The sequence below is a fragment of the Qipengyuania proteolytica genome (genome assembly GCF_019711565.1).
GTDB classification, from domain to species: domain Bacteria; phylum Pseudomonadota; class Alphaproteobacteria; order Sphingomonadales; family Sphingomonadaceae; genus Qipengyuania; species Qipengyuania proteolytica.
In genome coordinates, this window is the sequence record NZ_JAIGNN010000001.1 from 1,180,735 (window position 1) to 1,205,673 (window position 24,939).

26 protein-coding genes are annotated in these 24,939 nt (G+C 66.8%); 14 read left to right on the top strand and 12 right to left on the bottom strand.

Going from position 1 to position 24,939, the window contains the following annotated elements; translation table 11 throughout:
• Positions 1-3 precede the first annotated feature (3 nt).
• Both K3172_RS05705 and K3172_RS05710 read right to left on the bottom strand, forming a co-directional pair.
• Entirely contained in the window at positions 4-1,335 is a 1,332-nt protein-coding gene (locus tag K3172_RS05705) for a peptidylprolyl isomerase (protein ID WP_345725600.1), read from the bottom strand.
• Between the two features lie 129 nt (positions 1,336-1,464).
• Positions 1,465-3,774: an LPS-assembly protein LptD gene (locus K3172_RS05710; protein ID WP_221587787.1), complete on the bottom strand. Its 2,310-nt coding sequence runs from the start codon at positions 3,772-3,774 to the stop codon at positions 1,465-1,467.
• Between the two features lie 100 nt (positions 3,775-3,874).
• On the opposite strand from K3172_RS05710, the gene K3172_RS05715 reads away from it, so the two are divergent.
• From K3172_RS05715 to K3172_RS05740, 6 genes are all read left to right on the top strand, one after another.
• Positions 3,875-5,332: a leucyl aminopeptidase gene (locus K3172_RS05715; RefSeq protein ID WP_221587789.1), complete on the top strand. Its 1,458-nt coding sequence runs from the start codon at positions 3,875-3,877 to the stop codon at positions 5,330-5,332.
• A gap of 22 nt (positions 5,333-5,354) precedes the next feature.
• Positions 5,355-5,528, top strand: a complete 174-nt coding sequence (locus K3172_RS05720; RefSeq protein ID WP_221587791.1) for a DUF2256 domain-containing protein — start codon at positions 5,355-5,357, stop codon at positions 5,526-5,528.
• Positions 5,521-5,970, top strand: a complete 450-nt coding sequence (locus K3172_RS05725; protein ID WP_247717932.1) for a DNA polymerase III subunit chi — start codon at positions 5,521-5,523, stop codon at positions 5,968-5,970. Before K3172_RS05720 ends, K3172_RS05725 begins: the two co-directional genes overlap by 8 nt.
• Positions 5,971-6,004: 34 nt before the next feature.
• Positions 6,005-6,511, top strand: coding sequence for a hypothetical protein (locus K3172_RS05730; RefSeq protein ID WP_221587793.1), 507 nt, complete (start codon positions 6,005-6,007; stop codon positions 6,509-6,511).
• Positions 6,512-6,594: 83 nt separating this feature from the next.
• Entirely contained in the window at positions 6,595-7,017 is a 423-nt protein-coding gene (gene ndk, locus K3172_RS05735; RefSeq protein ID WP_221587794.1) for a nucleoside-diphosphate kinase, read from the top strand.
• 83 nt (positions 7,018-7,100) lie between these two features.
• On the top strand, positions 7,101-7,523 hold the full coding sequence (locus K3172_RS05740) for a nuclear transport factor 2 family protein (protein ID WP_221587796.1): 423 nt from the start codon (positions 7,101-7,103) through the stop codon (positions 7,521-7,523).
• Positions 7,524-7,526: 3 nt separating this feature from the next.
• On the opposite strand, the gene K3172_RS05745 is transcribed toward K3172_RS05740, so the two are convergent.
• The 4 genes from K3172_RS05745 to purM are packed head-to-tail and all read right to left on the bottom strand — an operon-like array spanning position 7,527 to position 11,027.
• Positions 7,527-8,756, bottom strand: coding sequence for a sulfotransferase family protein (locus tag K3172_RS05745; protein ID WP_221587798.1), 1,230 nt, complete (start codon positions 8,754-8,756; stop codon positions 7,527-7,529).
• Entirely contained in the window at positions 8,753-8,950 is a 198-nt protein-coding gene (locus K3172_RS05750; RefSeq protein WP_221587800.1) for a hypothetical protein, read from the bottom strand. The genes K3172_RS05745 and K3172_RS05750 overlap by 4 nt, the downstream gene beginning before the upstream one ends.
• Before the next feature lie 9 nt (positions 8,951-8,959).
• Positions 8,960-9,925, bottom strand: coding sequence for a phosphoribosylglycinamide formyltransferase (gene purN / locus K3172_RS05755; protein ID WP_221587802.1), 966 nt, complete (start codon positions 9,923-9,925; stop codon positions 8,960-8,962).
• Positions 9,918-11,027 carry a phosphoribosylformylglycinamidine cyclo-ligase gene (purM, locus tag K3172_RS05760; RefSeq protein ID WP_221587804.1) on the bottom strand — a complete coding sequence of 370 codons (1,110 nt, stop codon included), beginning with the start codon at positions 11,025-11,027 and terminating at the stop codon, positions 9,918-9,920. Before purM ends, purN begins: the two co-directional genes overlap by 8 nt.
• 69 nt (positions 11,028-11,096) lie before the next feature.
• Between purM and K3172_RS05765 the strand changes: the two genes are divergently transcribed.
• From K3172_RS05765 to K3172_RS05780, 4 genes are read left to right on the top strand one after another with little or no spacing between them, the layout of a single operon-like run.
• Positions 11,097-12,380, top strand: a complete 1,284-nt coding sequence (locus tag K3172_RS05765) for a heavy-metal-associated domain-containing protein (RefSeq protein ID WP_221587806.1) — start codon at positions 11,097-11,099, stop codon at positions 12,378-12,380.
• Between the two features lie 10 nt (positions 12,381-12,390).
• Complete coding sequence (locus K3172_RS05770; protein WP_221587808.1) at positions 12,391-13,002, top strand: P-loop NTPase family protein; 612 nt, start codon at positions 12,391-12,393, stop codon at positions 13,000-13,002.
• Between the two features lie 27 nt (positions 13,003-13,029).
• On the top strand, positions 13,030-13,719 hold the full coding sequence (gene epsC, locus K3172_RS05775; RefSeq protein ID WP_221587810.1) for a serine O-acetyltransferase EpsC: 690 nt from the start codon (positions 13,030-13,032) through the stop codon (positions 13,717-13,719).
• Positions 13,719-14,069: a DUF2794 domain-containing protein gene (locus K3172_RS05780; RefSeq protein WP_221587812.1), complete on the top strand. Its 351-nt coding sequence runs from the start codon at positions 13,719-13,721 to the stop codon at positions 14,067-14,069. Before epsC ends, K3172_RS05780 begins: the two co-directional genes overlap by 1 nt.
• Before the next feature lie 65 nt (positions 14,070-14,134).
• Here K3172_RS05780 and K3172_RS05785 read toward each other — a convergent pair whose 3' ends face one another.
• The 4 genes from K3172_RS05785 to K3172_RS05800 form a co-directional block, all read right to left on the bottom strand.
• Positions 14,135-15,277, bottom strand: a complete 1,143-nt coding sequence (locus K3172_RS05785; RefSeq protein WP_221587814.1) for a hypothetical protein — start codon at positions 15,275-15,277, stop codon at positions 14,135-14,137.
• 74 nt (positions 15,278-15,351) lie between these two features.
• Positions 15,352-16,182 carry a DUF4328 domain-containing protein gene (locus K3172_RS05790; RefSeq protein WP_221587816.1) on the bottom strand — a complete coding sequence of 277 codons (831 nt, stop codon included), beginning with the start codon at positions 16,180-16,182 and terminating at the stop codon, positions 15,352-15,354.
• A gap of 74 nt (positions 16,183-16,256) precedes the next feature.
• The gene (locus tag K3172_RS05795; protein ID WP_221587818.1) at positions 16,257-17,186 is read right to left on the bottom strand and encodes an SDR family NAD(P)-dependent oxidoreductase; all 930 of its coding nucleotides are present in this window, start codon (positions 17,184-17,186) and stop codon (positions 16,257-16,259) included.
• Between the two features lie 130 nt (positions 17,187-17,316).
• Complete coding sequence (locus K3172_RS05800; protein WP_221587820.1) at positions 17,317-17,985, bottom strand: HAD hydrolase-like protein; 669 nt, start codon at positions 17,983-17,985, stop codon at positions 17,317-17,319.
• A gap of 61 nt (positions 17,986-18,046) precedes the next feature.
• Here K3172_RS05800 and glmU point away from each other — a divergent pair, with 61 nt between their 5' ends.
• The 3 genes from glmU to K3172_RS05815 all read left to right on the top strand — a co-directional run bounded on the left by glmU (position 18,047) and on the right by K3172_RS05815 (position 20,385).
• Positions 18,047-19,414, top strand: a complete 1,368-nt coding sequence (gene glmU, locus K3172_RS05805) for a bifunctional UDP-N-acetylglucosamine diphosphorylase/glucosamine-1-phosphate N-acetyltransferase GlmU (RefSeq protein ID WP_221587822.1) — start codon at positions 18,047-18,049, stop codon at positions 19,412-19,414.
• A complete protein-coding gene (locus K3172_RS05810; protein WP_221589053.1) occupies positions 19,411-19,689 on the top strand; it encodes an HNH endonuclease in 279 nt (92 codons plus the stop codon). The genes glmU and K3172_RS05810 overlap by 4 nt, the downstream gene beginning before the upstream one ends.
• Before the next feature lie 63 nt (positions 19,690-19,752).
• The gene (locus K3172_RS05815) at positions 19,753-20,385 is read left to right on the top strand and encodes an SOUL family heme-binding protein (RefSeq protein WP_221587824.1); all 633 of its coding nucleotides are present in this window, start codon (positions 19,753-19,755) and stop codon (positions 20,383-20,385) included.
• A gap of 53 nt (positions 20,386-20,438) precedes the next feature.
• Here K3172_RS05815 and K3172_RS05820 read toward each other — a convergent pair whose 3' ends face one another.
• Positions 20,439-22,523, bottom strand: coding sequence for a prolyl oligopeptidase family serine peptidase (locus K3172_RS05820; RefSeq protein WP_247717933.1), 2,085 nt, complete (start codon positions 22,521-22,523; stop codon positions 20,439-20,441).
• Between the two features lie 135 nt (positions 22,524-22,658).
• On the bottom strand, positions 22,659-24,152 hold the full coding sequence (locus K3172_RS05825) for a hypothetical protein (RefSeq protein WP_221587828.1): 1,494 nt from the start codon (positions 24,150-24,152) through the stop codon (positions 22,659-22,661).
• Between the two features lie 120 nt (positions 24,153-24,272).
• Here K3172_RS05825 and K3172_RS05830 point away from each other — a divergent pair, with 120 nt between their 5' ends.
• Positions 24,273-24,926 carry an SGNH/GDSL hydrolase family protein gene (locus tag K3172_RS05830; RefSeq protein WP_221587830.1) on the top strand — a complete coding sequence of 218 codons (654 nt, stop codon included), beginning with the start codon at positions 24,273-24,275 and terminating at the stop codon, positions 24,924-24,926.
• The last annotated feature ends 13 nt before the right edge of the window (positions 24,927-24,939 follow it).

Sequence of the window (24,939 nt, forward strand, 5' to 3'; positions counted from 1 at the left end):
GTGTCAGTTGTATTCGATAAAGGCGTCGTTACGCAGGTCGCGCAGGTAACGCTGCGCACGGCGCGTGATGCGCTCTTCCTCGAGCTGGCCCATGATTGTCTCGAAGTCCGGGCCGGCGGCGGCCTGCGGATCGTCGCGGCCGCACAGCATTAGCACGCGCACGCCTTCCTCGAACGAGCCGAAGGGCGGGGTGACCTGGCCGAGCTGCAGGTTGAGCACGATTGGCTGGAGCTGTTCGGGCAGCGCGCGCGCGGCGATCTGGTCGTTGGTGACGACCGTTGCGCCCAGCGCCGTCGCGCCCGCTTCCGCATCGCCGCAGCCGCGCAGCTGCTGGACGCCGCCGAGGAAGGCCTCGAGCCGCGCATTGCGCTGCGCTTCCGGAATGCCGGTGAAGTCGAACTGGATCTGCTTGAGCGACAGCACCGCATCGCGCGGGTCGGCCATCAGCACCTGGCGCTTGTCGATCAGCAGGCCGATCCAGAAACCGCCCGGGATCTGCAGCGGGCCGACGAGCTGGCCGGCGGTCATTTCGCGCACCACCGTCTCGAGCTGCGGGTTCTTGAGCTGGCCGAGCGCGATCCAGCCAAGGTCGCCGCCGACAGCCGCGGTCGAGGCTTCGGAGAACTGGCGGGCATAGGCAACGAAGCTGCCGCCCTGGCGCAGCTGGTCGACGATCTGCTGCGCGTTGCTCTGCACCTGCGCCGCGGTTTCGGGCGTGGCCGAGAGGAAGATCTCGCCGAGACGGTATTCATCCTGCCCGCGCGTGGCGTTGAGCCGCTCGATGATGTCGTTCACCTCTTCCGCCGACACATTGACGAAGGGCGCGAAATTGCGGCGCTGCAGGCGGGCCCAGGCGAGTTCGCCGTGGATCTGTCGCTTGAGCGACTGCGGCGAGGAGCCGATCGAGCGCAGGTACTGGTCCATCGCCGCGATGTCCTGGCCGAAGTTCTGAGACGCGACACGGGCGTAGCTCTGGTCGATTTCTGCCTGCTCGACCGTGACTTCCTGCGCCTCGGCCGCCTGGATCTGCAGCGTTTCGTCGATCAGGTTACGCAGCACCTGCATCTTCACACGCTCGAGCTCTTCGGCGCTCAGCTGCTGCTGGTTGGCGGCGACCAGCAGCGCGGCGCGCTGGTCGACATCGGTGCCGGTGATGACGAAGCCGTTCACCACGGCCGTCGCCTTGCGCACGTTGGGGTCCGAATTGCCGAGCAGGTTCACGTCGGCCGGCAGGCCGAGCGGATTGGCGGCCTGCGCGGCGGCGGCGACCGGCGACAGCGCCAGGCCGGCGGCTGCGGCAAGGGAGAGAAGCGTCGAAATGCGGTGTGCGCTCACATGTGTTACCCAGTTGCGGCACGGGTCGTGTGCCAGACAAGAATGCGCCCGGTGCCTCATCGTGGCTTAACCCAAGCTGATTTTGCGGGCCGGATAGCGCGTTTGCCATGACCTGCCAACGGTTGCGGATCAGCGAAAACCCAGATTTCGCAAACTGAAATAGAGCTGGAAGGTGTCGCCGCGCCGCGCGTCGCCAGCGTCGACGTAGTCGCGCCGCCAGGTTACGCCCATCTCGAGGCAATCGTCCGAATAGGCGACACCCAGGCGCGTGCGGATCGGGTCGAACCCGTCGGAGGTGAAGGTCGGGTCCTCCTCGCGGTCGGTCAGGTTGAAGACGCCCGAGCCGAACAGAGACCAGTAATTGGCAAAGGCCACGCGCACCGCGCCGCGCAATTCCTCGCGGTCCTGCAAGTCTTCGACCTGCGTGATGTCGCGGTTGAGGCGCAGGTAACCGAGCTCGACATAGGTACGGCTGGAGCCGACGGCCGCGTCGATCTCGTTGCGGCGGACGGCGAAATTGTCCTTGTCCAGCCGGAAGCGGTGGGTGAGCTTGACGAAATCCTTGTAGCGAACCTCGGTCCGGCCGACGAAATCGGAGAATTTCTCGGACAGGCCGGTGCCGTCGGGGAAGATGTCGGCATCATTGTCGAGCCGGTAGGACTGGCCGAGTGTGGTCTTCAGCTCCCAGTTCGGCATGCGCAGCTGCCAGTCGAAGCCATAGGTGACCCGGGCCCCGTCCTCGATCCGGTCGTAGCCCGGGAAGCGGTTGAGCGCGAAGAGGTTGGAATCCTCCAGATCGATCGCGCGCGCATCCTCGTTGGGAATGGCGAGGTTCTTGATGCTGGGCGTGGCAACCAGCTGAACGCGCGGGGTGAACACCTGCTCACCGCCGAAGGCCGCGCCGACGAAGGGCCACTGTACGTCCACCGCGCCGAGCGCGACGCCGCGTGTCTGCCACCCGGGATTGCCGCGATAGAGCGCGGTGTCGGTGAGGCCGTTCTCATCCGAATGGTAGACGTCCCCGCGCAGCAGGCCGGTCAGCGTCACGACCTGGCCCATCGCGGTGACGCGGCTCAGGTCCCATTGGGCGCGCGCGAAGGCGCGCTGCGTATCCTGGCCGACGTCGCGGGTGATGGCGAGCGTGTTGACCTGCAGTTCCAGCTGGCCGCCCGCGATCGGGTCCGCAATCCGCTTGCGATAGTCGAGCACGGGCAGCGCGACCGGCACTTCGCCCTGCGGCTGGTTGAGGCGCAGGGTCTGCGTCGCCCAGCCGGCGAGCGAGAAATAGCTGCTGTCGTCGATCCGCTCGAGATTGATCGTCGAGCGCAGGCGGTCGTCGCGGCTGATGTCGTAGCGGCGCAGGAAGGTGCGGTCGCTCGCGCGGCGGATCGACCCGGTCAGGCTCCATTCGGGCGAGAACTGGAACTTGCCGTTGGCGAACACATAGCCGCGCCAGTCGCTCTCGCCGACCGGCGCGGTACCGGTGAAGTCGGAGATCCTGGCGCTGCGCGTGGCGTATCCGGTGATCTGGTAGGCGCCCTTGTCGGTAAGGTGGCGCCACTGGGCCGACACCATCGGCGGTGCGTCGGTATAGACATAGCCGGTGAGCGTCAGGTCCTTGTTGTCGTCGAGCCGGATGTAATAGCTCCCCGACACCTCGACCCCGTTGCTTTCCGAAAAGCGCAGGTCGGGCACCAGCACGCCGGAAACCGCGCCCCCGTCCGTCCGAACGGCGAGGCCGGGCAGCGGCAGGATGCGCGCGCCGAAAAGTTCGAGGAAGGCGCCGCGGAAGCGGATGCGGCGTTCGTCGGGATCGTAGATGACGCGGTCGGCGGTGATGCGCCAGCTGGGTTCCTTGGGGCAGCCTTCGGGCGTAACCACCGCGCAGCCCGAATAGGCCGCCTGTTCCAGGGCAATCGTGCCGTCGCTTTCGCGCAGGCCCCGGTTGGCGGCGAGCCGGCCGCCCTGGCGCAGTGCGAGCAGGAGGTTGTCCATTGCGCCTGCTTCGAACTCGTCGGTCAGTTCGAGCCGTTCGGCGAACAGCTGGTTGCCGTTCTCGTCGACGAAGCGCACGCGACCGTCCGCCAGGATCACGCCGGTGCGGCGGCTCCAGCTGACCGAATCCGCGCGCAGCGAGCGGTCTTCGCTGCGCAACACTACATTGCCACTGGCAGTGACGACGTCCGCGTCCGAATCGTAGCTGAGGATGTCGGCTTCGAAGTCGATCGCGCGGGTGCCGTCGGCGGCAGGCATAGCGCCTGTCGCAGGGGGCGGGGGATCGAGTTCGGGGAAGGGGTCCTGCAGCGACGGCGGATCGTCTGCATCCGTGGCTCCGTCCTGCGCCGCGAGCGGGGACGCAAGGGCGAGACCGGCCGCCAGCGCGAGCGTGCGTGCCGCCAGCCGGCTGGCTTCGATAGCTGTCTCGGCGGGCGGTACCATGCCTTGCCTATCGCACCGGCCACGCCTAATCGCAATCGCCATCCTAGGGGGCGTTCCGGGCGACCGGTCGCCGCCAGCAGCAATATCTTCGGGAGAACCCATGAAAATCCAGTTCAGCCAGTCCCGTCCGCAAACGGCGCGCCTTCTTGCCCAAGTCGTCGACAAGGGCAAGCTGCCAGCGAATCTGGAAAAATCGGCCGTGGAAGGTGCCGGGGCGGCCCGCTTCAAGGGCACGGCCGGACAGCTGTTCGAAACCTTCGTGGAACGTGACGGCAATGTCTCGCGACTGGCACTGGCAGGGGCCGGCGACAGGAACGACGAGGCGCGCAGCATCAATCTCGAAAAGGCCGGCGCGGCGATCGCGGGCAAGTACCAGGCGAGCGGCGAGACCGAAGTCGTGCTCGACCTGTCGGGCAGCGGCCTGAGCGCCGACGAAGCGGCGAGCGTCCTCCTCGGCCTGCGCCTGCGCAACTGGCGCTACGACGTCTATCGCACCCGCATCAAGGACGAGCAGAAGGTCACGCTCGAGCGGACGACCGTCGTCGGCGCGCCCGACAGGACCGAAGCGGCGTGGGAGCAGATGGCGCATCTCGCGACCGGGATCGAGTTCACCCGCGAGCTCGTGACCGAGCCCGCGAACATCATCTATCCCGAAAGCTTCGTCGAACGCTGTCGCGAACGGTTCAAGGGTACGGGTGCGGAGCTCACCGTGCTCGACGAATACCAGATGGAACAGCTCGGCATGGGCTCGCTCCTCGGGGTCGGGCAGGGTTCGGAGCGCGAATCGCGCCTGCTGGCGATCCGCTGGAACGGCGGCGGCAGCGAGGCACCGACTGCCTTCGTCGGCAAGGGCGTCACCTTCGATACCGGCGGCATCAGCATCAAGCCGGGGCCGGGCATGGAAGACATGAAGTGGGACATGGGCGGCGCCGGTGCGGTGGCCGGGGCCATGCTCGCGCTGGTCGGCCGCAAGGCCAAGGCGAACATCGTCGGCGTCGTGGGCCTGGTCGAGAACATGCCCGACGGCAAGGCGCAGCGTCCGGGCGATGTGGTCACTTCCATGTCGGGCCAGACCATCGAAGTGCTCAACACCGATGCCGAGGGCCGCCTGGTCCTGGCCGACGCGCTGCACTGGACCCAGGAAGAATTCCAGCCCGCGCGGATCGTCGATTTCGCGACCCTGACAGGCGCGATCATCATCTCGCTGGGCAATGAATATGCCGGCGTCTTCTCGAACGACGACGAGCTGTCGAAGCAACTCTACGATGCGGGCATCGCGACCGGCGACAAGAACTGGCGCATGCCGCTGGGCGCCGCCTACGACAAGCTGATCGACAGCCCCATCGCCGACATGAAGAACATCGGCGGCAAGGGGGCAGGGTCCATCACCGCCGCGCAGTTCCTGCAGCGCTTCATCGCCGACGGCACGCCCTGGGCGCATGTCGACATCGCGGGCATGGTGTGGTCGGACAAGCCCGGCCAGACCTGGGGCAAGGGCGCGACCGGCTATGGCGTGCGCCTGATCGACCGCTTCGTCGCCGACACGCTCGAAGGCTGAGGCGGAAGGGAGGTCCCCCGCCATGGCGAAAATGCGCCGCAAGGGGGACCTGCCCACCAAGACCTGCGCCACCTGCGGACTGGAATTCGCCTGGCGCAAGAAATGGGCGAAGGACTGGGACGAGGTGAAGTACTGCTCCGAGAAATGCCGCCGGAACAAACCTTCCGCGGGGACGGAGGCCGGATCGCATGGCTGAAATCCGCGTCGATTTCTACCAGCTGAGCCGCGATCCGGTCGACGTGACGGTGGTCAAGCTCGCCCGCAAGGTGATGCAGGCGGGGGAGCGACTGCTGGTGGTCTCGGGCGATGCCGACCAGCGCGAGCGGCTCTCCAAACTGCTGTGGGAGCAGGGGGGCAGCGCCTTCCTCGCCAATGGCCTGGGCGATGCGCCGCATGCCGCGCGCCAGCCGATCCTGATCTCGGACAACTGCGATGCGCCGAACGAAGCGCGCATGGCGATCATCGCCGACGGCCAATGGCGCGAGGAAGCATCGGGCTTTGCGCGCGTGATGCTGCTGTTCGACCCGGCAGGGCGCGAGGCGGCGGTCCAGCTGTGGCGCCGGTTCGACGCCGACGAGGCGTTCGACAACCGCATTTTCAAGCAGACCGAACAGGGCGGCTGGCGCGAGGGGCGCTAGCGGCGGAACCGCGCGGCGCTTCGCCCGTCGAAGAGTGATGCCTCGTGCCCGATTTCTTGCCGCCCTCCTGATGGTCAGCCTGATCGGCTGCGCCGACGGCCAGGCCCCGCCCGACGAGGAGCCGGCTACCCCGCGCGGCAGCTACGAGATCGACCGGGAGACGGGCGAAACGATCGCCCGCCACGAGGACGAGGACGGTGCGGTCACGACCATGCGGTCCGGCCCGGGCGTGCCACCGGTCCTGCCCGACCGTTTTACACTTTATCCCGGCGCTAGGGTCACCAACACCACGCGGGTGGAGCGGGATGGGTTGATCCTGCTCACGGTCGACCTCGAAAGTGGCGAAGATCCTGCGGCGATTGTCGCTTACTACCGCGCGGAGGCGCTGGAGGCAGGCTTTGCGATCGAGGTTGACCTGGAGGGATCCGAAGGGGTGACCCTGACCGGGCGATCGGCCGGCGGGGACACCCTGTCGCTGGTGGCCGCGAACGGGCAGGCCGGCACGCGCGCCCAGCTCACGCTGGCGCTCGCGCCGGGCTAGCAAGCGAAGCCTCTTGCCCGCGCGGGCGCGCGGCGCTAGGGGCGCGCGCAATCCAAATCCCCCAATCTCCGAAGGATTCTCCCATGGCGGTTACCCGCACCTTTTCGATCATCAAGCCCGATGCCACCCGCCGCAACCTGACCGGTGCGGTCACCAAGATGCTCGAGGAAGCCGGCCTGCGCGTCGTCGCTTCGAAGCGCATCCACATGACCAAGGAACAGGCCGAAGGTTTCTATGCGGTCCACAAGGAACGCCCCTTCTTCGGTGAACTCGTCGAATTCATGATGAGCGGCCCGGTCGTGGTGCAGGTGCTCGAGGGCGAAGACGCAGTGAAGCGCAACCGCGACGTGATGGGCGCGACCAACCCGGCCGATGCCGAGGACGGCACCATCCGCAAGACCTTCGCCGAAAGCATCGAAGCGAACACCGTCCACGGTTCGGACAGCGACGAGAATGCGAAGATCGAAATCGACTTCTTCTTCACTGAAGACGAAATCGTCGGTTAAGCGCACGACATAAACTTGCGGCGAAAAACCGCTGTAAATCGAAGAGCTTGTGAAGGGCCCGCTTTGTGCTAAGTGGGCCCTTCATGCATTTGGGGACGATCTTTCACGGGTGGCGCGGGCGGCGCCAGCGCATCGAAGCGGTCGAAACCCTCGCCCTTGCCATCAACACCGGCGATTATGATGCGGTCCGCAAACTTATTTCGTCCGAAATCGAGGTGATCGACGCGCTGGGGCGCAGCATCACCGGTGCCGAAGATTTCGTGGCTGCCGACCGCGCCTATCGCGCCCAGGTCGCAGGCGCGCAGCTGGTCGTGGAATCGGCGATCGAGAATGACGGCGATGTCCTCGTGACGGGGCGGCTTTCAGGCGACAATCCCGAGTTTGCCGGCTCCACGTTCTGGCGGGTCTGCTTCCGGGGCGACCTGATTGCGCGGATCGAGATAACGCGCAACCAGTCGCAGATGACCGTGACGAAATTCCACGCCCTGCAACAGCAGCGCCGCTGACGATCAGCCGGCGGTGACCGGCTTTCCGGTCCGCCCACCTTCGTTCCGAAATCCGTCGAACTGCCTGCGGTGGCCGTGGTGCTTGTCCTTCGCGGCGCGTGCCTGTTCACCGCGCATGGCAGCAAGCGCTTCATCCGAAAGCGGAATGCCGATCGCGGAGTAGACCCGCGCGATCTCGGCTTCCCAATCCTCGCCCAAGGCCGCGAAGTCCACCCCTGCCAGCGGACCGGAATGCCCGGCGAGCGCCGCATCCATACGCGCCTCGCGCAGCGCAAGCTTGCGGCGCCATTCGCCCACCAGCGCATCGAGATCGGCATGGTCGGACTGGAAGGCCATCTGGCTGGCGACCATCGACACCGAGCTCTCGAGCACCTCGTCATGGCAGCGCTTCGCCACGACCATCCGCGCTTCGGGGAAACGCTCTATCAGGGCGGGCAGGTTCTCCGCGAACTGCGGGCATTTGAGCACGCGCGGCTTCGCTGCATCGCCCATCACCGCGGCGTCCGTGCGCAGGATGCGGGCGAATTCGGCATAGACGGCGCGCGCATCGCTTGCCTCGTTGAACGCGACGAAGGATGGGATCCGCCACTGTGCCTCGAAGGCGCAGGCATCGAGCGAGCCGGACAGCCAGCCGATCTCCTCGTCGACGCGGGTAGCGCCGAAGGGGTGGAGCATGTCGAGCCAGGGGTTGATCCGCCGCCCGATGGCGAGGCCGATAGCGCTCTTGAGCGGGCGCAGGTCGGGCGTGCGCGGAACGGGATCGTGGCTGTTGCAGAAGCGCGTGCCCGCATGGCGCGGGTCGGCTGCGAGCAGGCGGTGGATGCGCGTGGTGCCCGAACGCATCTGGCCGACCACGATGATCGGTGGCGCGATTTCGGCGCCGGCCAGTTCGGGCGCGTCGCGCCAGAAGCGGCCGAGCGCGTGGCGCTTGCGGATCGCGGCCGTCAGCTGGCCATAGGCCATCGTGTGGCCCAGCGGATTGAGGTCGGCCTCCTCGTTCAATGCGCGGCACAGGCGGGCGAGCCGGTCGCGGAAATCGGCGACCTCCTCAGCGCTGCGGATCGAGCACTCGTCCTCGGCCGTGAACCCCTTTGCGCCGACCTGCCACAGGAACTCGGGCTCGAGCGGGGGCTTTTCGGTCAGCCCCTTGTCCCACAGCGCCTCGACCGCGCGGCCTGCCAGCTCCGCGGCTTTCGAGCGGGCGAAGGGATGCGGGCGCGGCGGTGCGTTCATCCGCGCTCGCGCCGGGCATTGAACCGCGCCATCGCCAGCCGCGCCACAAGTACGAACAGCAACACGCCGCCGACGACGATCAGCGTCTCGGTCATGCTGGCTTCGCTGTGGCGGCCTTCGATGTCATCGGCATTGCTTGCTACGATCACGAGGCCGATGGCAGCCACGGCGTAGAACAGGAAAGAGCGACCCATGCCCCTGTCCTAGAACGCATCCGCCGCATCGTATAGCCTTGTCAGTCGCGCCGGTGCGGTTTGTCGCCAGCTGCGCTGCAGCCACTCGCCGATCGCGCCCCAGTCGACCCCCGGTCGGTTGAGGATCACCCCGATCCAGCCGCTCGCGCCGTAATAGGCCGGCTTGTGATAGGCATGCGGCTGCGCTTCGACGAGACCTTCGAGCTCGTCCATGCTGCTGCACTTTACCAGCAGCGAGATATGCGGTGTCCCGTGATGCTGGTCGGCGAAATAGGCGAAGAACTTGCCCGATTTCTCGCTCCCCGCGCGCCAGCCGGGAGAACCGTGGCTTTCACGTTCATGCGTTTCGGGGAGCGCCAGCGCGAGCGATCGGACCTGTTCGAGCAGGTACTGCGGGTCGCTTTCGCGCGAGACATAGTCCGCCAGTACACGCGGATAGAGCTGGTGCTCGGCCACTCGGACCCGGTCGGCGAGCGTCTCGGGCGTATCGCCGGGCCAGATCGCCACTTCCACCTGCCCCAGTGCCGCGCCCGCATCGAGTTCCTCGGTCACGAGGTGGACGGTCGCACCGGCATGGGTGTCCCCCGCTGCGATGGCGCGCGCATGTGTGTCGAGACCCGGGTATTTTGGCAGCAGCGAGGGATGGATATTGAGCATCCGCCCCTCCCAGCGCGCGACGAATTCGGGCGTTAGGATACGCATGTAGCCGGCGAGCACGATGTATCGCGCGCCCGCATCCTTCGCGGCGGCTTCCATCGCCGCGTCGTGTTCGGCGCGCGGCATGCCCTTGTGCGAGCGGGCGAAGGTTTCCACGCCCTCGGCCCTGGCCAGCACCAGCGCTTCGGCATCGGGATCGTTGGCGGCGACGAGGCAGATTTCGTACGGGCAGTCCGGCTGGCGGCTGGCATAGAGCAGGGCGGCCATGTTGGTGCCCTTGCCGGAGACGAAGACGGCGACTTTCGCCCTGTCAGGCATTTTGCGTCGCCGACCAGTCCTCGCGCGCGGACCAGGTGCCGGCCGATCCGCGCACGGTGCAGCCTTTCGGACCGTCGACGATGCGGCCCACGGGGACGACGGTTTCGCCCGCATCCTCCAACCTGGCGCGAACGATTTCGGCATTGGCAGGCTCGACCGCGAGGACCATGCCGACGCCGCAATTGAAAGTGCGCGCCATCTCCGCCGGCTCGATATTGCCCTGCGCCTGCAGGAAGGCCATCAGCCCGGGCTGTTCCCAGCCATCGGCATCGACTTCGGCATGCGCGCCCTGCGGCAAGACGCGCGGGATATTCTCCAGCAGGCCGCCGCCGGTGATATGCGCCATCGCGTCGATCAGCCCGTCGCGGGCGAGCGGCAGCAGGCTCTGGACATAAATGCGGGTCGGCTCGATCAGCGTGTCGACCAGCAGCCGGTCGCGATCGAACAGCGCGGGGCGGTCGAGCTTCCAGCCCTTGTCCGCAGCGAGCCGGCGCACCAGCGAGAAGCCGTTGGAATGGACGCCCGAACTCGTCAGGCCGAGCAGCACGTGGCCCGGTGCGACGCGCTCGCCGGTCAGCTGCTCGCCGCGCTCCACCGCGCCGACGCAGAAACCCGCGAGGTCGTAATCGCCCGCCGCATACATGCCCGGCATTTCCGCGGTCTCGCCGCCGATCAGCGCACAGCCGGCCTGCTTGCAGCCTTCGGCGATGCCTGCGATCACCCGTTCGGCCACGCCGTTCTCCAGCTTGCCGGTCGCGAAATAGTCGAGGAAGAACAGCGGCTCAGCGCCCTGCACGATGAGGTCGTTGACGCACATCGCCACGAGGTCGATGCCGACGGTGTCGTGACGGCCGGTATCGATGGCGAGCTTCAGCTTGGTGCCGACGCCGTCGTTGCCCGCGACCAGCAGCGGATCGTTGTAACCAGCGGCCTTCGGATCGAAGAATCCGCCGAAACCGCCGATCTCGCCATCCGCGCCGGGGCGCATGGTCGCCTTGACCAGCGGTCCGATCGCCTTGACGAGGGCATTGCCCGCTTCAATCGAAACACCCGCCTGTTCGTAGGTGTAAGATGTGGTCTCGGTGCCGGGTTTGTCGCTCATGTGCTCCGCCTTACGCATTCGCGCTTGGATTTCCAGATTCCTTTCGGCAAAAGGCCCGCTAATTCCCCGATGGATCACGCAATCTCCCTCCGACCTGCCCTGCGCCGCCCCGGCCTGCTGCTGCTTGCCAGCGCTGCCGCGCTGTGCGCGCTCGGCGCCGCGGTATGGGCGCAGGTGGGCGGCGACCGCGGCATTGCCGCCGTTGCGGCGACGCGCGACATCCAGGTTTCGGGCATCGAGGTCGACGAGACCGCCGACACCGGCGGGGAAGCGCGCGAGAAGGCCTGGACCGAAGCGGCCAAACTCGCCTGGGCGAAGATCGACGGGCCGAGCCTGCCCGATTCGCAGATCAACGGGATCGTTTCGGCCATCGTGATCGAGCGCGAGCGGCTGGGGCCGAAACGCTACATCGCGACGCTCGGCGTGATTTTCGACCGCCAGCGCGCCTCGCGCTATCTCGGCGCAGAGGGCGTCGCCTCGCGCTCCGCGCCCATGCTGCTGGTGCCGGTGACCGTCTCCGCAGGCACGAACCTCGTCTACGAACGCCGCAACGAATGGCAGCGCGCCTGGGCCGAGTTCCAGGCCGGATCGAGCCGGATCGACTATGTCCGCCCGATCGGTTCGGGGGGGGATTCGCTGGTCTTCACCTACGGCCAGACCGGGCGCCGCAGCCGCGTCTGGTGGCGCAACCTGCTCGACCAGCAAGGCGCGGCCGACGTGCTGATCCCGGTAGCGCGCCTGCGCTACACCTATCCGGGCGGCCCGATCGAGGGTACTTTCACCGCGCGCTTCGGGCCCGACAACGTTTATCTCGGCAGCTTTACCCTCAAGGCCGACAGCCCCGAGCAGCTCCCCGCGATGCTCGACCGGGCGGTGGTGCAATTCGATCGCCTGTTCACGCAGGCGCTGGTCGACGGCAAGCTCAAGCCAGATCCGACGCTCAACCTCGGCTCGCCCGAATCCGATCCCGCGATCCAGCGCCTGATCGAGCTGGGCCGGGCCTTGATGGCGCAGGACCGTGCCGCGCGGCCCGCCCCGACACCTGCCGAAGCGACCTCCGAAAGCGGCGATGCGATCACCGCCGCACCGATCCGCACGCCGCCGCCCGAAGGGTCGGTCGCGCTCTACACCGTCCAGGTGGCGACGCCCGACGCGGCGGCCTTCGACAGCGCGGTGGCCAGCGTGCGCGGCACCAATGGCGTGCGCAGCACGGGCGTCCGCAGCACCGCCATCGGCGGCACCTCGGTGATGACGGTCAGCTTCTCCGGCTCGATCACCGAACTGGCCGAGGCCCTGCGCCAGCGCGGCTTCACCGTCCGGCAGGGCAGCAACGCGCTTTCCATCAGCCGCTGAGGCGCGGCGCATGTCGCAGATCGCCCTTCCGCTGACCCTGGCCTCCACCGGCCGTCCGCGCGCGATCGTCATCGGCAAGGGCAACCGTGCGGTTGCCGAAGCGCTGCAGTCTCCCGAGACCTGGCCATATCGCACCGCCGTGCTCGTCGGCCCGCCGCGGTCGGGCAAGTCGCTCTTCGCCCAATGGTTCGCCACCTCGGGCAAGGGCGATGCGGTGGATGCCGCGAATGCGCAGGACGAGACCGCGATTTTCCACCGCTGGAACCGCGCGCAAGAGGACGGGACCGCGCTGCTGCTGGTGGTCGACGGCGAGCGGTGGGAGATCGACCTGCCCGACCTGCAAACGCGTATGCGCGCCTCCCTCCAGCTCGCAATTTCGCCGCCGGACGACGAGATGGCGGCAGACCTAATCCTCGCCCATGCCGCGCAGCGCGGACTGGCGCTGGGGGAGGGGGCACCCGCCTATCTCGTGCCGCGCATGGAGCGCAGTTACGCCGCAATCGAACGCGTGGTGGGCGAAATCGACCGGCTGAGCCTTGAACGCAAGGTCCCGGCCACCCTATCTGTGTGGCGAGACGCGCTCGAGGCGGTGCATGGGCCCGAGCAGGGCCGCTTGCTTTAATCGCCCGTCGGTGGGAGAATAGCGTTTATGTTGGAACGGCTTTTCGCCTATCTCGACAGCGTAAAGGCACGCGATCCCGCGCCGCGCAGCCGCTGGGAAATCCTGACCTATCCGGGCGTGTGGGCGCTGTTCTATCACCGCATCGCGCACTGGCTGTTCGAGGCGGAGCTGTTCTTCCTCGCCCGGCTGGTGAACCACTGGAGCCGGATGCTGACCGCGATCGACATCCATCCGGGCGCGAAGATCGGCAAGAACTTCTTCATCGACCACGGCTTCTCGGTGATCGGCGAAACCGCCGAGATCGGCGACAATGTGACGATCTACCAGTGCGTGACGCTGGGCGGGACCAACCCCACCAATGGCAAGGGCGGCAAGCGCCACCCGACGATCTCGGACGAGGTCATCATCGGCTCGGGCGCGCAGGTCATCGGTCCGATCACCGTCGGACGCCGCGCGCGCATCGGCGCCAATGCGGTGGTCACCGACGAGGTGCCCGAAGGCGCGACCATGATCGGCATGAAGGCACGCTCGACGCTCGTCCCGGCGGAAGAATACCTGCGTGAATTCGTCCCCTACGGCACGCCGTGCGAAGATGCCGAAGGCAATCGCATCGACTGCTTCGAGAAGCTCGAGGGCGAACTGCGCGCGCTGCGCGAGGAAGTCGCTTCGCTGCGCGCGGCGCAGGAACCCCGGCGGCTTAGCGGGACCGGCGATTGATGAATTTTTTCGGTGACACGGTCGTCGCCTTTCCCGGTCGCCAGCCGCTGCAAGTGGGTTTCACACGCGAGGAGCTGACCCGCATCCTCGACCTCTACGGGCGGATGGTCGCCGCGGGGCAATGGCGCGACTACGCGATGGATTTCGCCAGGGATGCGGCCAGCTTCGCCGCCTTCCGCCGCACCGCCGAACGTCCGCAGGCGCGGATCGAGAAGCGACCCGCGTTGCGGAATCGGCAGGGCATGTGGACGCTGTTCGGCGAGCACGGGCAAATCCTGAAGCGCGGCCATGAGCTGGTCGGCGTGCTTGCCCCGATGGAGCGGCGCCTCGTCAAGGCGGTCGACGAGTGAGCGCAAAGAGAAAGGGCCCGCGCAGCAGCGCGAGCCCTTTCCGCGTTTTCCCGTCCAAAGGAAAGTCAGGCGGTGGCCGGCAGGCGCATCCGCATGTCGTTTGGCAACCCGCTCACCACCGCGCGGCGGATCGGGGTCCACAGCGCCGAAAGCGTGAGCAGCGCCGAGCCGATGACCAGCGCGGTCAGCGCGAAGTTGAGCTCGACCGCACCGAACTCGCGGAACAGATAGGTCAGCGCGATCAGCACATAGGCGAGGGCCGAGACCAGCAGCGCGCGCCGGTCGACCGCCAGCGCCACGAGGCCGAAGACGACATAGACGGCGATCACCGCGAAGGCCGCGCCGAAGCCGATATTGTCGCCTTCGGTCACGCCGATCAGCGCGAACACGGGATGCGCGATCATCGGCGCGGCGAGGAGGTGCAGCCAGAAGGCCACGTCGCTGCGGCGGGTGGAGCGGGCGGTGTCGCTCATATCCCAGCGCATGGCGAAACCGAATACGATCAGCCCGGCGACGAAGACGAGGCTCAGCACAATGGTCTCGAGGTCGCTGTTCTGAGAACCGACAACGGCTACGAGCAGCAGGATCACCGTGCCCGCGATCGCGGCGGTGCCGGCGGCGATGGTGATCGGCACCATGAAGCGCCTCCAGTGGACCCACGCGGCGCCCGCTGTCACGAGCGCGGCTGCGGCCAGCAAGACGACGCCGAAGGTGTTGTTCTCGTCGCCGGTGCTTTCGACCCAGCCGATGATGGCCCCAGCCTGCGTCACCATCACGCCGCCGACGAAGGCGAGGAGCAGGAGGATGCTGGGCAGCGCCATGCGCCGCTTGAGCGTGAAGAATTCGGCCAGCAGCCACGAGGTTGCCGCGACGAAGGCGGCGCCGAAAGCGATGCCCATGCCTTCGGCGAACTGGCGTTGCTGGTAGGTCGAGCTGTACCACTCCGTGTCCCATTCGCCCGCAGGCGGCACGGGTGCCGGAAACGCGATGCCGGCGAGCGCCTGGCCGATCGCTGCCACCGCCAGCAGCAGGATCACGACGCCGATCGAGACGAAGACGTCGTTGAAGCCGGTGATCAGGCGGAAATGCTCGGCATCGGCCGGCACGGCGTCGCGCGATGCGGCGACATGCGCGCGCAAGGCCTGGGCGGCATCGGCGCTGATCGCACCGGCGGCTACCGCAGAATTGAGGTCTTCCTGGCTATACATCAGCCCATCCTCTCCCTGTTGAAGATAGGAGAGAGGTAGGCTAGGTGTATTACCCTGTCAATACGCCCCGGCGATCACGCGCGGATCAGCGTCACCCCGGCCCGCCCCGGACGCTCCGCTTCCAGCACCTCCGGATCGACCTGCGGCAGGTATTCTTCCTGCGCCGCAGTGATGTCGCACGCGAGCTTGGCGAAGAGATAGGCCGAGCCCAGCAGGAGCAGGATCGCGAAGGCAACCAGCGCAAATTCCATCCACAAGGGCGTCATGATGATGAGGTTGGTCCCGGCATCGATCGTGAATTTCACGATCAGGCCGCTGAAGATCAGCAGGCCGACGACGACGGCGGCCCACCAGCCGGTGACGTCCTCGACCGTCGCATGCGCGAACTCCTCGATCTCGCCATGGCTGCGGTTGTGCAGCTCGCGCATTGATTCGAAGGGCAGCATGAAATTGGCGATCGGGATAAGATAGCCTGCGACCGCATAGCCCGGGCCGTATTTGGCGCGGATGCCCACGTCGCGCAGGTTCGCATGGGCGAACCAGACCCAGGTGAGTGAACTGACCGCGAAGCCGACCAGTGCGATTCCCAGCAAGGCGAGCGACACGATCGCCTCCGTCCGCGAGGCGAGACCGTCCTTCGTCGGCAGGAAGCGTCCTTCCATGAAGAAGGCGCTGCTGCTGCGGTCATATTCGGACTGCGCCTCGCGCTGCTGGCGCTGGTAGCCGAAATAGGAAGAGGGCTTGGCGACCATCGCCTCGAGTTCGGCGATGCGGTCGTATTCCTGCTTCACCGCCACGCCGCCAAGGCTCAGCTGCGCGATACCTGCCAGCAACAAGAGGACGGAGAATGCGGTAACGATACGCGCCGTCAGGCGCAGCCGGCGCAGTCTAGTCTCGATAGTCATGCGACCCCCGAAAGAAAAACCCCGCGCCGTCATGCAACGGCGCGGGGTTTTCGGCAATCGCTACTGGCGGTTTATCAGCCGCGCGCGCTCGACGGGCCGGTGCCGGTCACCTTCTGCATCGCGGTGAGAATCGCGCCCGACTGTTCGGCGCCCGACTGCGGGGCCTTGAGGTTCGAGAATTCGCTGATCTTGTCCCAGTTGGCGGCAAAACCTTCGACCGTGCGCTCGCCTTCGGGCAGCCAGACGGCGTCGTTCATCACGGTCCAGGCCGAGTGGTAGCCGCCTGCGCCTGCACCGACGATGGCATTGGTCGGCGCGTCTTCGCTGACGAGGAAGAGCGCGGCCGGTACCACGTTCACCGGATCGAACAGCTTGAAGGCTTCTTCGGGGAAGAGGTCTTCAGTCATGCGCGTACCCGCGACCGGCGAGAGCGTGTTGACCTTGATGTTGTACTTCGCGCCTTCGAGCGCCAGGGTCTTCGTGAGACCGGCAAGGCCGAGCTTCGCTGCACCGTAGTTCGCCTGGCCGAAGTTGCCGAACAGGCCGGTCGAGCTGGCGGTCATCATGATGCGGCCATAGGCCTGCTCGCGCATGATCTCCCAGCACGCCTTGGTGACGAAGGCCGAGCCGGTCAGGTGCACCTTGACGACGAATTCGAAGTCTTCGGGGCTCATCTTGGCGAAGGTCTTGTCGCGCAGCACGCCGGCATTGTTGATTAGGACATGCACGCCGCCCCACTTCTGCTTGGCGTCGGCGACCATCTTCTCCATCTGGTCGTATTCGGTGACGCTGCCGCCGTTGGACACGGCTTCGCCGCCCATCTTCTCGATTTCCTCGACGACCTGCAGCGCCATGTCCGAATGGCCGGTGCCGTCGCGCGATCCGCCGAGGTCGTTGACGACGACCTTTGCGCCGCGCCGCGCGAGTTCAAGCGCGTATTCGCGGCCGAGCCCGCCGCCCGCACCGGTGACGATGGCTACCTTGTCCTTGAAGTCGATGCTCATGGGGCTGCTCCTGCTTTATCGTTTACGTAAAGGTCAATTGTGCGCTGCGGCGTGGCATTTTTGCGCGCGGCTTGCAACCGTATGCATGGGCCTCCGCCATGCCGTAAGGGCAGGGCGGGGCCGTCTGGTCCTAGAGACGCTCCAGCGCCGGAATCAGCTCTGCGAGCGAATCGATATGCGTATCCGCGCCGAGTTCCGAGCCGGGCTTGTCGCAATAGCCGTAGGCCGCGGCGACGACCGGCACTTCGGCCGCGCGGGCCGCCATGACATCGTAGCTGGAATCGCCGACGAAAGCGATGCTCCCCCCGCCACCGCGTGCGCGTGCCTCGATGATCGGGTCTGGCGCGGGCTTGGCGCGGCCCTTGCCCATGGTGTCGCCGCCGATGATGGCGACGAAATGTTCGGCGAGGCCGAGCGTGGTCAGGATCTGCCGTGCGAAGCTCTCGAACTTGTTGGTGACGACCGCCAGCTGCACCCGGCGGGCAGCGAGCTCGCGCAGCACCTCCTCGGCATGCGGATAGGGTCTCGTGTGGACGGCGTTGTGCTCGGCGTAATACGCAAGCATCGCCTTGTAGAGCCGGCGGAACTCGTCTTCGGGCAGGCCGCCCTGTTCGTCGACCGCCTTCTTCAGCATGATCTTGGCCCCGCCACCGATCAAGTCGCTGGCGTGGTCTGCCGGGACCGGCGCGAAGCCGCCGAGGTCGAGCGCATGGTTCACCGCCGCGCCAAGGTCGCGATGGGTTTCCAGCAGCGTGCCGTCGAGGTCGAAGCCGACGATGTCGAAGCGAAAATCAGTCATCGCCATGCGGGGTGGCGGATGGTTCTTCATTCCGCAAGAGATTGGTGGCATTGGCATCTGCATGAGCCAGACACGAAACTTCGCCGCCGTCATCCTCGCCGCGGGCAAGGGCACCCGCATGAAGAGTTCCTTGCACAAGGTGCTCCACCCGATCGCGGGTCGCCCGATGCTGCATCACCTGATGGCGAGCGTCGACAGCCTCTCGCCCGCGCACAAGATCGTGGTGGTGGGGGCCGGGCGCGAACAGCTGGAGGCGGCGCTGGGCGACAGTGCGCGCACCTGTTTGCAGGAACCGCAGCTCGGCACCGGCCATGCGGTACAGCAGGCACAGGGCGAGCTCGGCGAATTCGCGGGCGATGTGCTGATCATGTATGGCGACGTGCCTTTCGTGCGGGCGGCGACGATGGAGGCAATGCTCGACCGGCTGCATGCAGACGACGCGCCCGCCGCGGTGGTGCTGGCCTTCGAGCCGGAGGATGCGCTCGCCTATGGCCGCGTGATCGCCGACGATGCGGGCCGCATCGTGAGGATGGTCGAATTCAAGGACGCGAACGAGGACGAGCGCGCCTGCCGCCTGTGCAATTCGGGCCTGATGGCGGCCAGGGCGGCGGATTTGTGGGCGCTGCTGGACCGCGTCGGCAACGACAATTCGCAGGGCGAGTACTACCTGCCCGACATCGTCAACATCGCCATCGCCGACGGGCGCACCTGCGCCGCGGTGACCACCGACGATCCGGACGAGGTCGCCGGCATCAATTCGCGCGGCGAACTCGCCGCTGCGGAGGCGCAGTGGCAGCGCGAACAGCGCGAGTACTGGATGGCCGAAGGCGTCACTTTGCGCGCGCCGGAAACCGTCTTCTTCAGTTACGATACCGAACTGGCGAGCGACGTGACGATCGACCCCAACGTGGTCTTCGGGCCCGGCGTAACGGTCGCCAGCGGCGCGCATATCAAGAGCTTCAGCCATATCGAAGGCGCGACCATTGGCGAAGGCGCGCAGGTCGGCCCCTACGCGCGCTTGCGTCCCGGCGCGGTGCTGGAGAAGAACAGCTTCGTCGGCAATTTCGTCGAGATGAAGAAGGCAACGCTGGGCGAGGGGGCCAAGGCGAGCCACCTCACTTATCTCGGCGATGCGGAGGTTGGCGCGGGCGCCAATATCGGCGCAGGCACGATCACCTGCAATTACGATGGCTATTTCAAGTACAAGACCATCATTGGCGAGCGCGCCTTCATCGGCTCCAACAGCGCGCTGATCGCTCCTGTGTCGATCGGTGCCGATGCAATCGTCGCCGCCGGTAGCGCCGTCAGCCGCGACGTCGCCCCGGGCGATTTGCGCATGGTGCGCGCCGAACAGGCGGTGAAGCCGGGCTGGGCCGACCGTTTCCACGACACGATGAAAAAGAAGAAGGCGGCGGAGAAGAAAGGCTGAGCGAGGGGCACCAAACCTGCTGGCTGTGCGAGCGCCCGATCGGCTGGCGCTCCGAAGATCATCACCCGGTGCCGAAGTCGAAGAAGGGGCGCTTCACCGTGCCCGTCCACCCGATCTGCCACCGCGCGATCCACGCCAATTTCACCAATGCCGAACTCGCGCGCATCGGCGAGGATCGCGAGGCGATGCTGGGTAACGACGCGATCAAGCGCTTCGTGAAGTGGGTTGCCGACAAACCGCCCGACTTCCACGCACCGACCCGAAGCGTTCGCTAGGCCCGCACGGAACGCGCCGCGTCGGTCCTGCGTTTATGGGCAAAGCCACTGGAGCCAAGTCCCATGAGATTCTGGAAATACGCCGCCTTGGGCGCAGCTGTCGTGTCGGCCGGGGCTGCGGCTGCCTATGCCTATTACCGCACATCCGTCGACGAGCCCGAATTCACGGTGCTGATGGACGAAGGCGAGTTCCAGTTGCGGCGCTATCCTTCGATCATTGTGGCCGAGGTCACGCATACCGGCGATCGGAGGCAGGCCTTGCAGGCGGGCTTCAAGCGGCTGGCCGCCTATATCTTTGCCGAGGACCGCGGCGGCGAAAAGATCGCCATGACCAGTCCGGTGATTCAGGACGAGGCCGGGAAAATCGCGATGACCGCCCCCGTCATGCAGGACGCCTCGGACAAGTCGGGTACGTGGCGCACTCGCTTTGTCATGCCGGCGAGCTACACGATGGACACGCTGCCGCCTCCGCCTGCGGACATTACCCTGTCGCAGCTCGACCAGCGCAAGATCGCCGCGGTCCGCTTTTCGGGGAGCGGGTCGAACGAAGACCTAAAGCGCCACGAAGCGGCGCTGCGCGCGTGGATCGCTGTGAAGGGGCTCGTGCCCGCGGGCGAGGCGGAATACGCCTTTTACGACGCGCCGATGGTGCCGCCGCCGCTGCGCCGCAACGAGGTGATGATCCCGGTGGGCTGAGACGAAAAGGGCGACCCTTGGGCCGCCCTTCCATGTCCTGATCTCGGTGCCCGTCAGTCCGCCAGCTGCTGCAGCAGGTAGACATACTGCAGCGCCTGCAATTGCGCGCGCTGTTCGTTGTCCACGCCGCCCGAATGGCCGCCGGTCATTTCCTCGTAATAGTAATAGGGCTGGCCGAGCGCCTTGAGTTTCGCCGCGCCCTTGCGGGCATGCGCGGGATGGGTGCGGTCGTCGGCCGTGGAGGCCCACAGGAAGGGCGTCGGGTAGTCCACGCCCGCGACGATCTTCTGGTAGGGCGAATAGCCTTCGATCCAGGCGCGCTGTTCGGGGATGCGCGGGTCGCCATATTCGCCGATCCACGACGCGCCGCGGCCGATCAGGTGATAGCGCAGCATGTCGAACAGCGGAATCTGGACGATCGCCGCGTCGAACAGGTCGGGCCGCTCGGTGAAGGCGGTGCCCACCAATAGGCCGCCCTGCGATCCGCCCTGGATGCCCAGATGGTCGGGCGAGGTAATCCCGCGTGCTACCGCATCCTCTGCGATGGCGATAAAATCGTCCCAGGTGCGCTGCTTGTTCTCGCGGATCGCGCTCTGGTGCCAGCCCGGGCCGAATTCGCCGCCGCCGCGCATGTTGCCGAGGATGTAGACCCCGCCGCGTTCGAGCCACAGCTTGCCCGTGCTGCCGAGGTAGCTGGGCAGGCGCGGAACCTGGAAGCCGCCATAGCCGGTCAGCAGCGTCGGATTGGACCCGTCAAGCGTGGCGCCCACGGGCTTCACCACGAAATAGGGGATCTTGGTCCCGTCCTTGCTCGTCGCCTCGAACTGCTCCACCTCCATGCCGGTGCTGTCGAAATAGGCCGGCTCCGTCTTGAGTTGCTCGAGCGAGCCCTTCGCACCGTCGAGGTAGTAGAGCCCCGTCGGGTTGAGGAAGTCGGTGACGGTGAACAGAACCTCGTCCTCCTCGTCGGAGGAGGAACTGATGCCGATGGTCGCGTTCTCGGGCAGGGCGACCGCAGCCTGGGACCATGCGCCATCGGCATGGTCGAGCTTGATGACCTTGCCGCGCACATTGTCGAGCAGGGTGACGTAGAGGCTGTCCGACGTGATCGTCGCGCCCTGCCGGGTCTGGCGATCGCCGGGCGCCCAGACGAGCGTTTTCTTCGCGCCATTCGGGTCGGCCTTGAACGCCTCGAGGTCGACCGCGACCAGCGAGTCCGCCGGGAAAGTCTGGCCCTGCGTCTCCCAGTCGACATCGGTCGAGAACAGCATCTGCCCGTCGACGATGCCATAGGGGGATGCCTTCAGCGGGATATCGAGCCGCAGCCACTCGCCGTCCTTCTGGATATAATGCTCAGTCTCGTGGAAGCTGACTGCGCGAAAGGCGGTGTAAGCGTGGACCACGCCCTTGCCGTCGCGCAGCAAGTCGGCACCCGACCACACGTCGCTCTTCTCGCCGCGGAAGATTTCCGGCGCGTCGTCGATGCTGGTGCCGCGCTTCCATAAGCGGGTGCTGAGCGGATATTCGCTGTCGGTGAGCGAGCCTTCGCCGAAATCGCGGCTGACCAGCAGTGTATCCGCGTCGAGCCACTCGATCCCGCCCTGGCTTTCGTTCTCCAGCGCGAAGCCGCCTTCGACGAAGCTCTTGGTCGCCATGTCGAATTCGCGCAGGATGGTGGCATCCTTGCCGCCGTCGCTCAGCGCGATCATGCACAGGCGCTGCTCGGGCGGCAGGCAGGTCGAGCCCTTGTAGACCCATTCGCGGCCTTCGGCTGCCGCCAGCGCATCGACATCGAGCACGGTTTCCCACACCGGGCTGGCAGTCCGATAGCTTTCCAGCGTCGTGCGGCGGACGAGCCCGCGCGGGTTCTCCTTGTCCTGCCAGAAATTGTAGAGCCCGTCGGGGCGGATCGAAACGTAAGGAATGCGGTCTTCGCTGTCGTATATCGCCAGGGCTTCGGCCTTGAGCGTCTCGAAGCGGGGATCCTTGGTGAGTGCCGCCAGCGTCAGTTCGTTCTCGGTACGAACCCAGTCGAGTGCTTCGTCGCTGCGGGCTTCCTCGAGCCAGATGAAGGGGTCCTCGTCGGGGCCGGGGATGCCGTCCTGCGCGGCGGCGGGCGTGGTGGTGGAAAGGGTCATGGCGGCGGCCATGGCCAGCGAAGATACGAGTTTCAAGTGCAGTCTCCCATGCGTCCAGCGCGTCATGCGTCATAGCGGGGAAGGGAGGCAAGGCCGCGGGCGTTCGACGGAGGGGCGACTCCGCTGGACAAGGGATTACTCGGTAGCGGGTTTGTGCGCCCAGGCGGTGATTTCGCGCCCGGCCAGCGTCCCGGTCGCAAGCGGGCGGTAGTCACGTTCCAGGGTCGCCACCACCAGGGCGCGGGCGTCCTCGCTTTGCGGCGTCAGCGGTTCGGCGGCCGTGACCACGACAGGCGGCCGGCGAGCGAGGATACGGGCGACTTCGCCGGTTTGCGAAATGCCGAGGGCGCCCCTTTCGAGCAGATTGTTGAGGTGGTCGGGGTAGGCGAAGCGGGTCGGCAGACAGCTGCCGGTGCTGCCATAGAGCGCGGTCGGACCGTCGAAGATCCAGAGGCACTGGTCCGCGCCATCCACGTGCGGCGCGATGGCCGCGCTCAGGCGGTCGAAGGCGGCTTCGGACGCGGCGCGCTCCTCCCACTTCGCGGGCTGGAGTTGCAGCCAGCCGAGTGCGAGGACGAGCAGTCCGAGGAGGCTCCAGCGCCACGGCATCGCGCGGTCGAGCAGCGGAAGGGCGGCGAGGATGGAGGCCGGGACGGCTGCGGCGAAATAATAGGCGTAGACCGTGCCGGGCAGGAAACTCGTGGCGAGGCTGCCTGCGAGCAGCAGCAGGATGAAGCGGTAGTGTTGGGGATCGCGCGGGCGATTGATGCGGGCGGCGGCATAGATCCCGCAGGCGGCGAGCGTGCCGAGCGGCAGGAAGCCGACCGCGAGATCGCGGTGGAAGCGCCCGGCGTCCGACGGTGCCCGGTCGAAGAAGGACAGGAGATTGGCGAAGATAAAGGCGTCGAAATGGCCCGCCAGCGCATAGATGGCGGCGACGATCGCGGTGAGCAGGAGGCCCAGCGCAGCGAAGGCCGCGGCGAATATTGCCACCCGACCGGCGCCGTCGCCCGCCTGCCACCGCCCCCACAGCGCCCACAGCCCCAGCAGGACGCACTGCGGCAGGACCGTGTATTTCACCTGCAGCGCAATCCCGCCGACCAGCATGGCGAGCATGGCCCGCCTGATCGCCCCGGGGTGACCAGGGTCGCGCAGCAGCACAGCCATCGCGAGGATCATCGGGACATGGAAAGCCTCCGACTGGCCCGACTGGCTGCCATAGGCACCCATCAGCAGCACGTAGAGCACGCCCGCGCCGGTCGCCGTGATCCGGTCGACGAGCGGGCGGGCGAGCGCCATGGTCAGCCATGCGCCCGCGAAGGTGAACAGCGCGGCGAGCGCCTGGTAGGCTTCCGGACCCGGCCCGCCCACGGCATGGGCTGCGGCAAACAGCGCAAACAGGCCGAAGGGCTTGCGGTCCCACACGTCGACATAGGGCAACGCGCCCTGCGTCATGGCGTTGCCGACGAGCGAATAGAGCTGTTCGTCCGCCGTCGCGAGGGGATAGCCGAACAGCGGCAGGCGCAGGCACAGCACCGCCAGCGCCAGCACGGCGAGCGCAGCCACGTCCGTGCGCTGCGCGGAATGCGCGGGCCTTGCGGCAGGATCGTCGAGTGCGGCTGTCGCCATCCGGTGTGGGTCCCCTTGCGTTCCCCAGTGCCAGAGGATGGTTAATTTTCCGCTGTTTTCGCACCACTCACGGGCCAGCCGGAAAGCATTCCTGAACCAGTTTGCGCTAGGCGCAGCGGCATGGTGAAGCGTCTGCGCATCGTTACCGGCGTCGTATCGTGGGTCTTCCTCGGTCTGCTCGTGCTGTTGCTCGCCATATCGGCATGGGCGATCGCGCCGTTTTCCTACGCGCCATATCACGTGATCCGCACTGCCGAGGTGCTGGTAAAGGCGCCCTTCGCCTCGCGCCTCGTCATCGGCGACAGCCGCGTGCAGTTCGCCACGCCGCCCGAAGGCAGCCTGTTTGCAGGCTATGGCGGGGCGACATCGCGCCATGTCGCGCGGGTGTCGGGCCTGCTCTGCCGGGTCAGCGATGCGCAGGTCACCATCGCGCTGGGGATCAACGACACCAAACCCTACGAGCATGACGAAGCGGCATCGCGCGCGGCGCTCGCATCCATCATGCGCGCCTGCGATCGCGAAAAGCTCTGGATCGCGACGATCTGGCCCGCCGAGCCGGGCGTCGAACCGGGCGGCGATGCCTACGCCCCGGTCATGACGGCGAGGCTGAACGCATTCATCGCCGAACTCGCCGGCCGGCGCGATATGACGCCGCTTCCCGTGCCCGCGCTCGATCCCGGTTTCACCTACGACGGCGTCCACTTCGTCGAACCGGTTTCGCAGGATTATGCCGCGCGGCTGGCTTTTCCCGAACGCGTGGTTCCGGCGGGTTAACGCGATTTCAAGC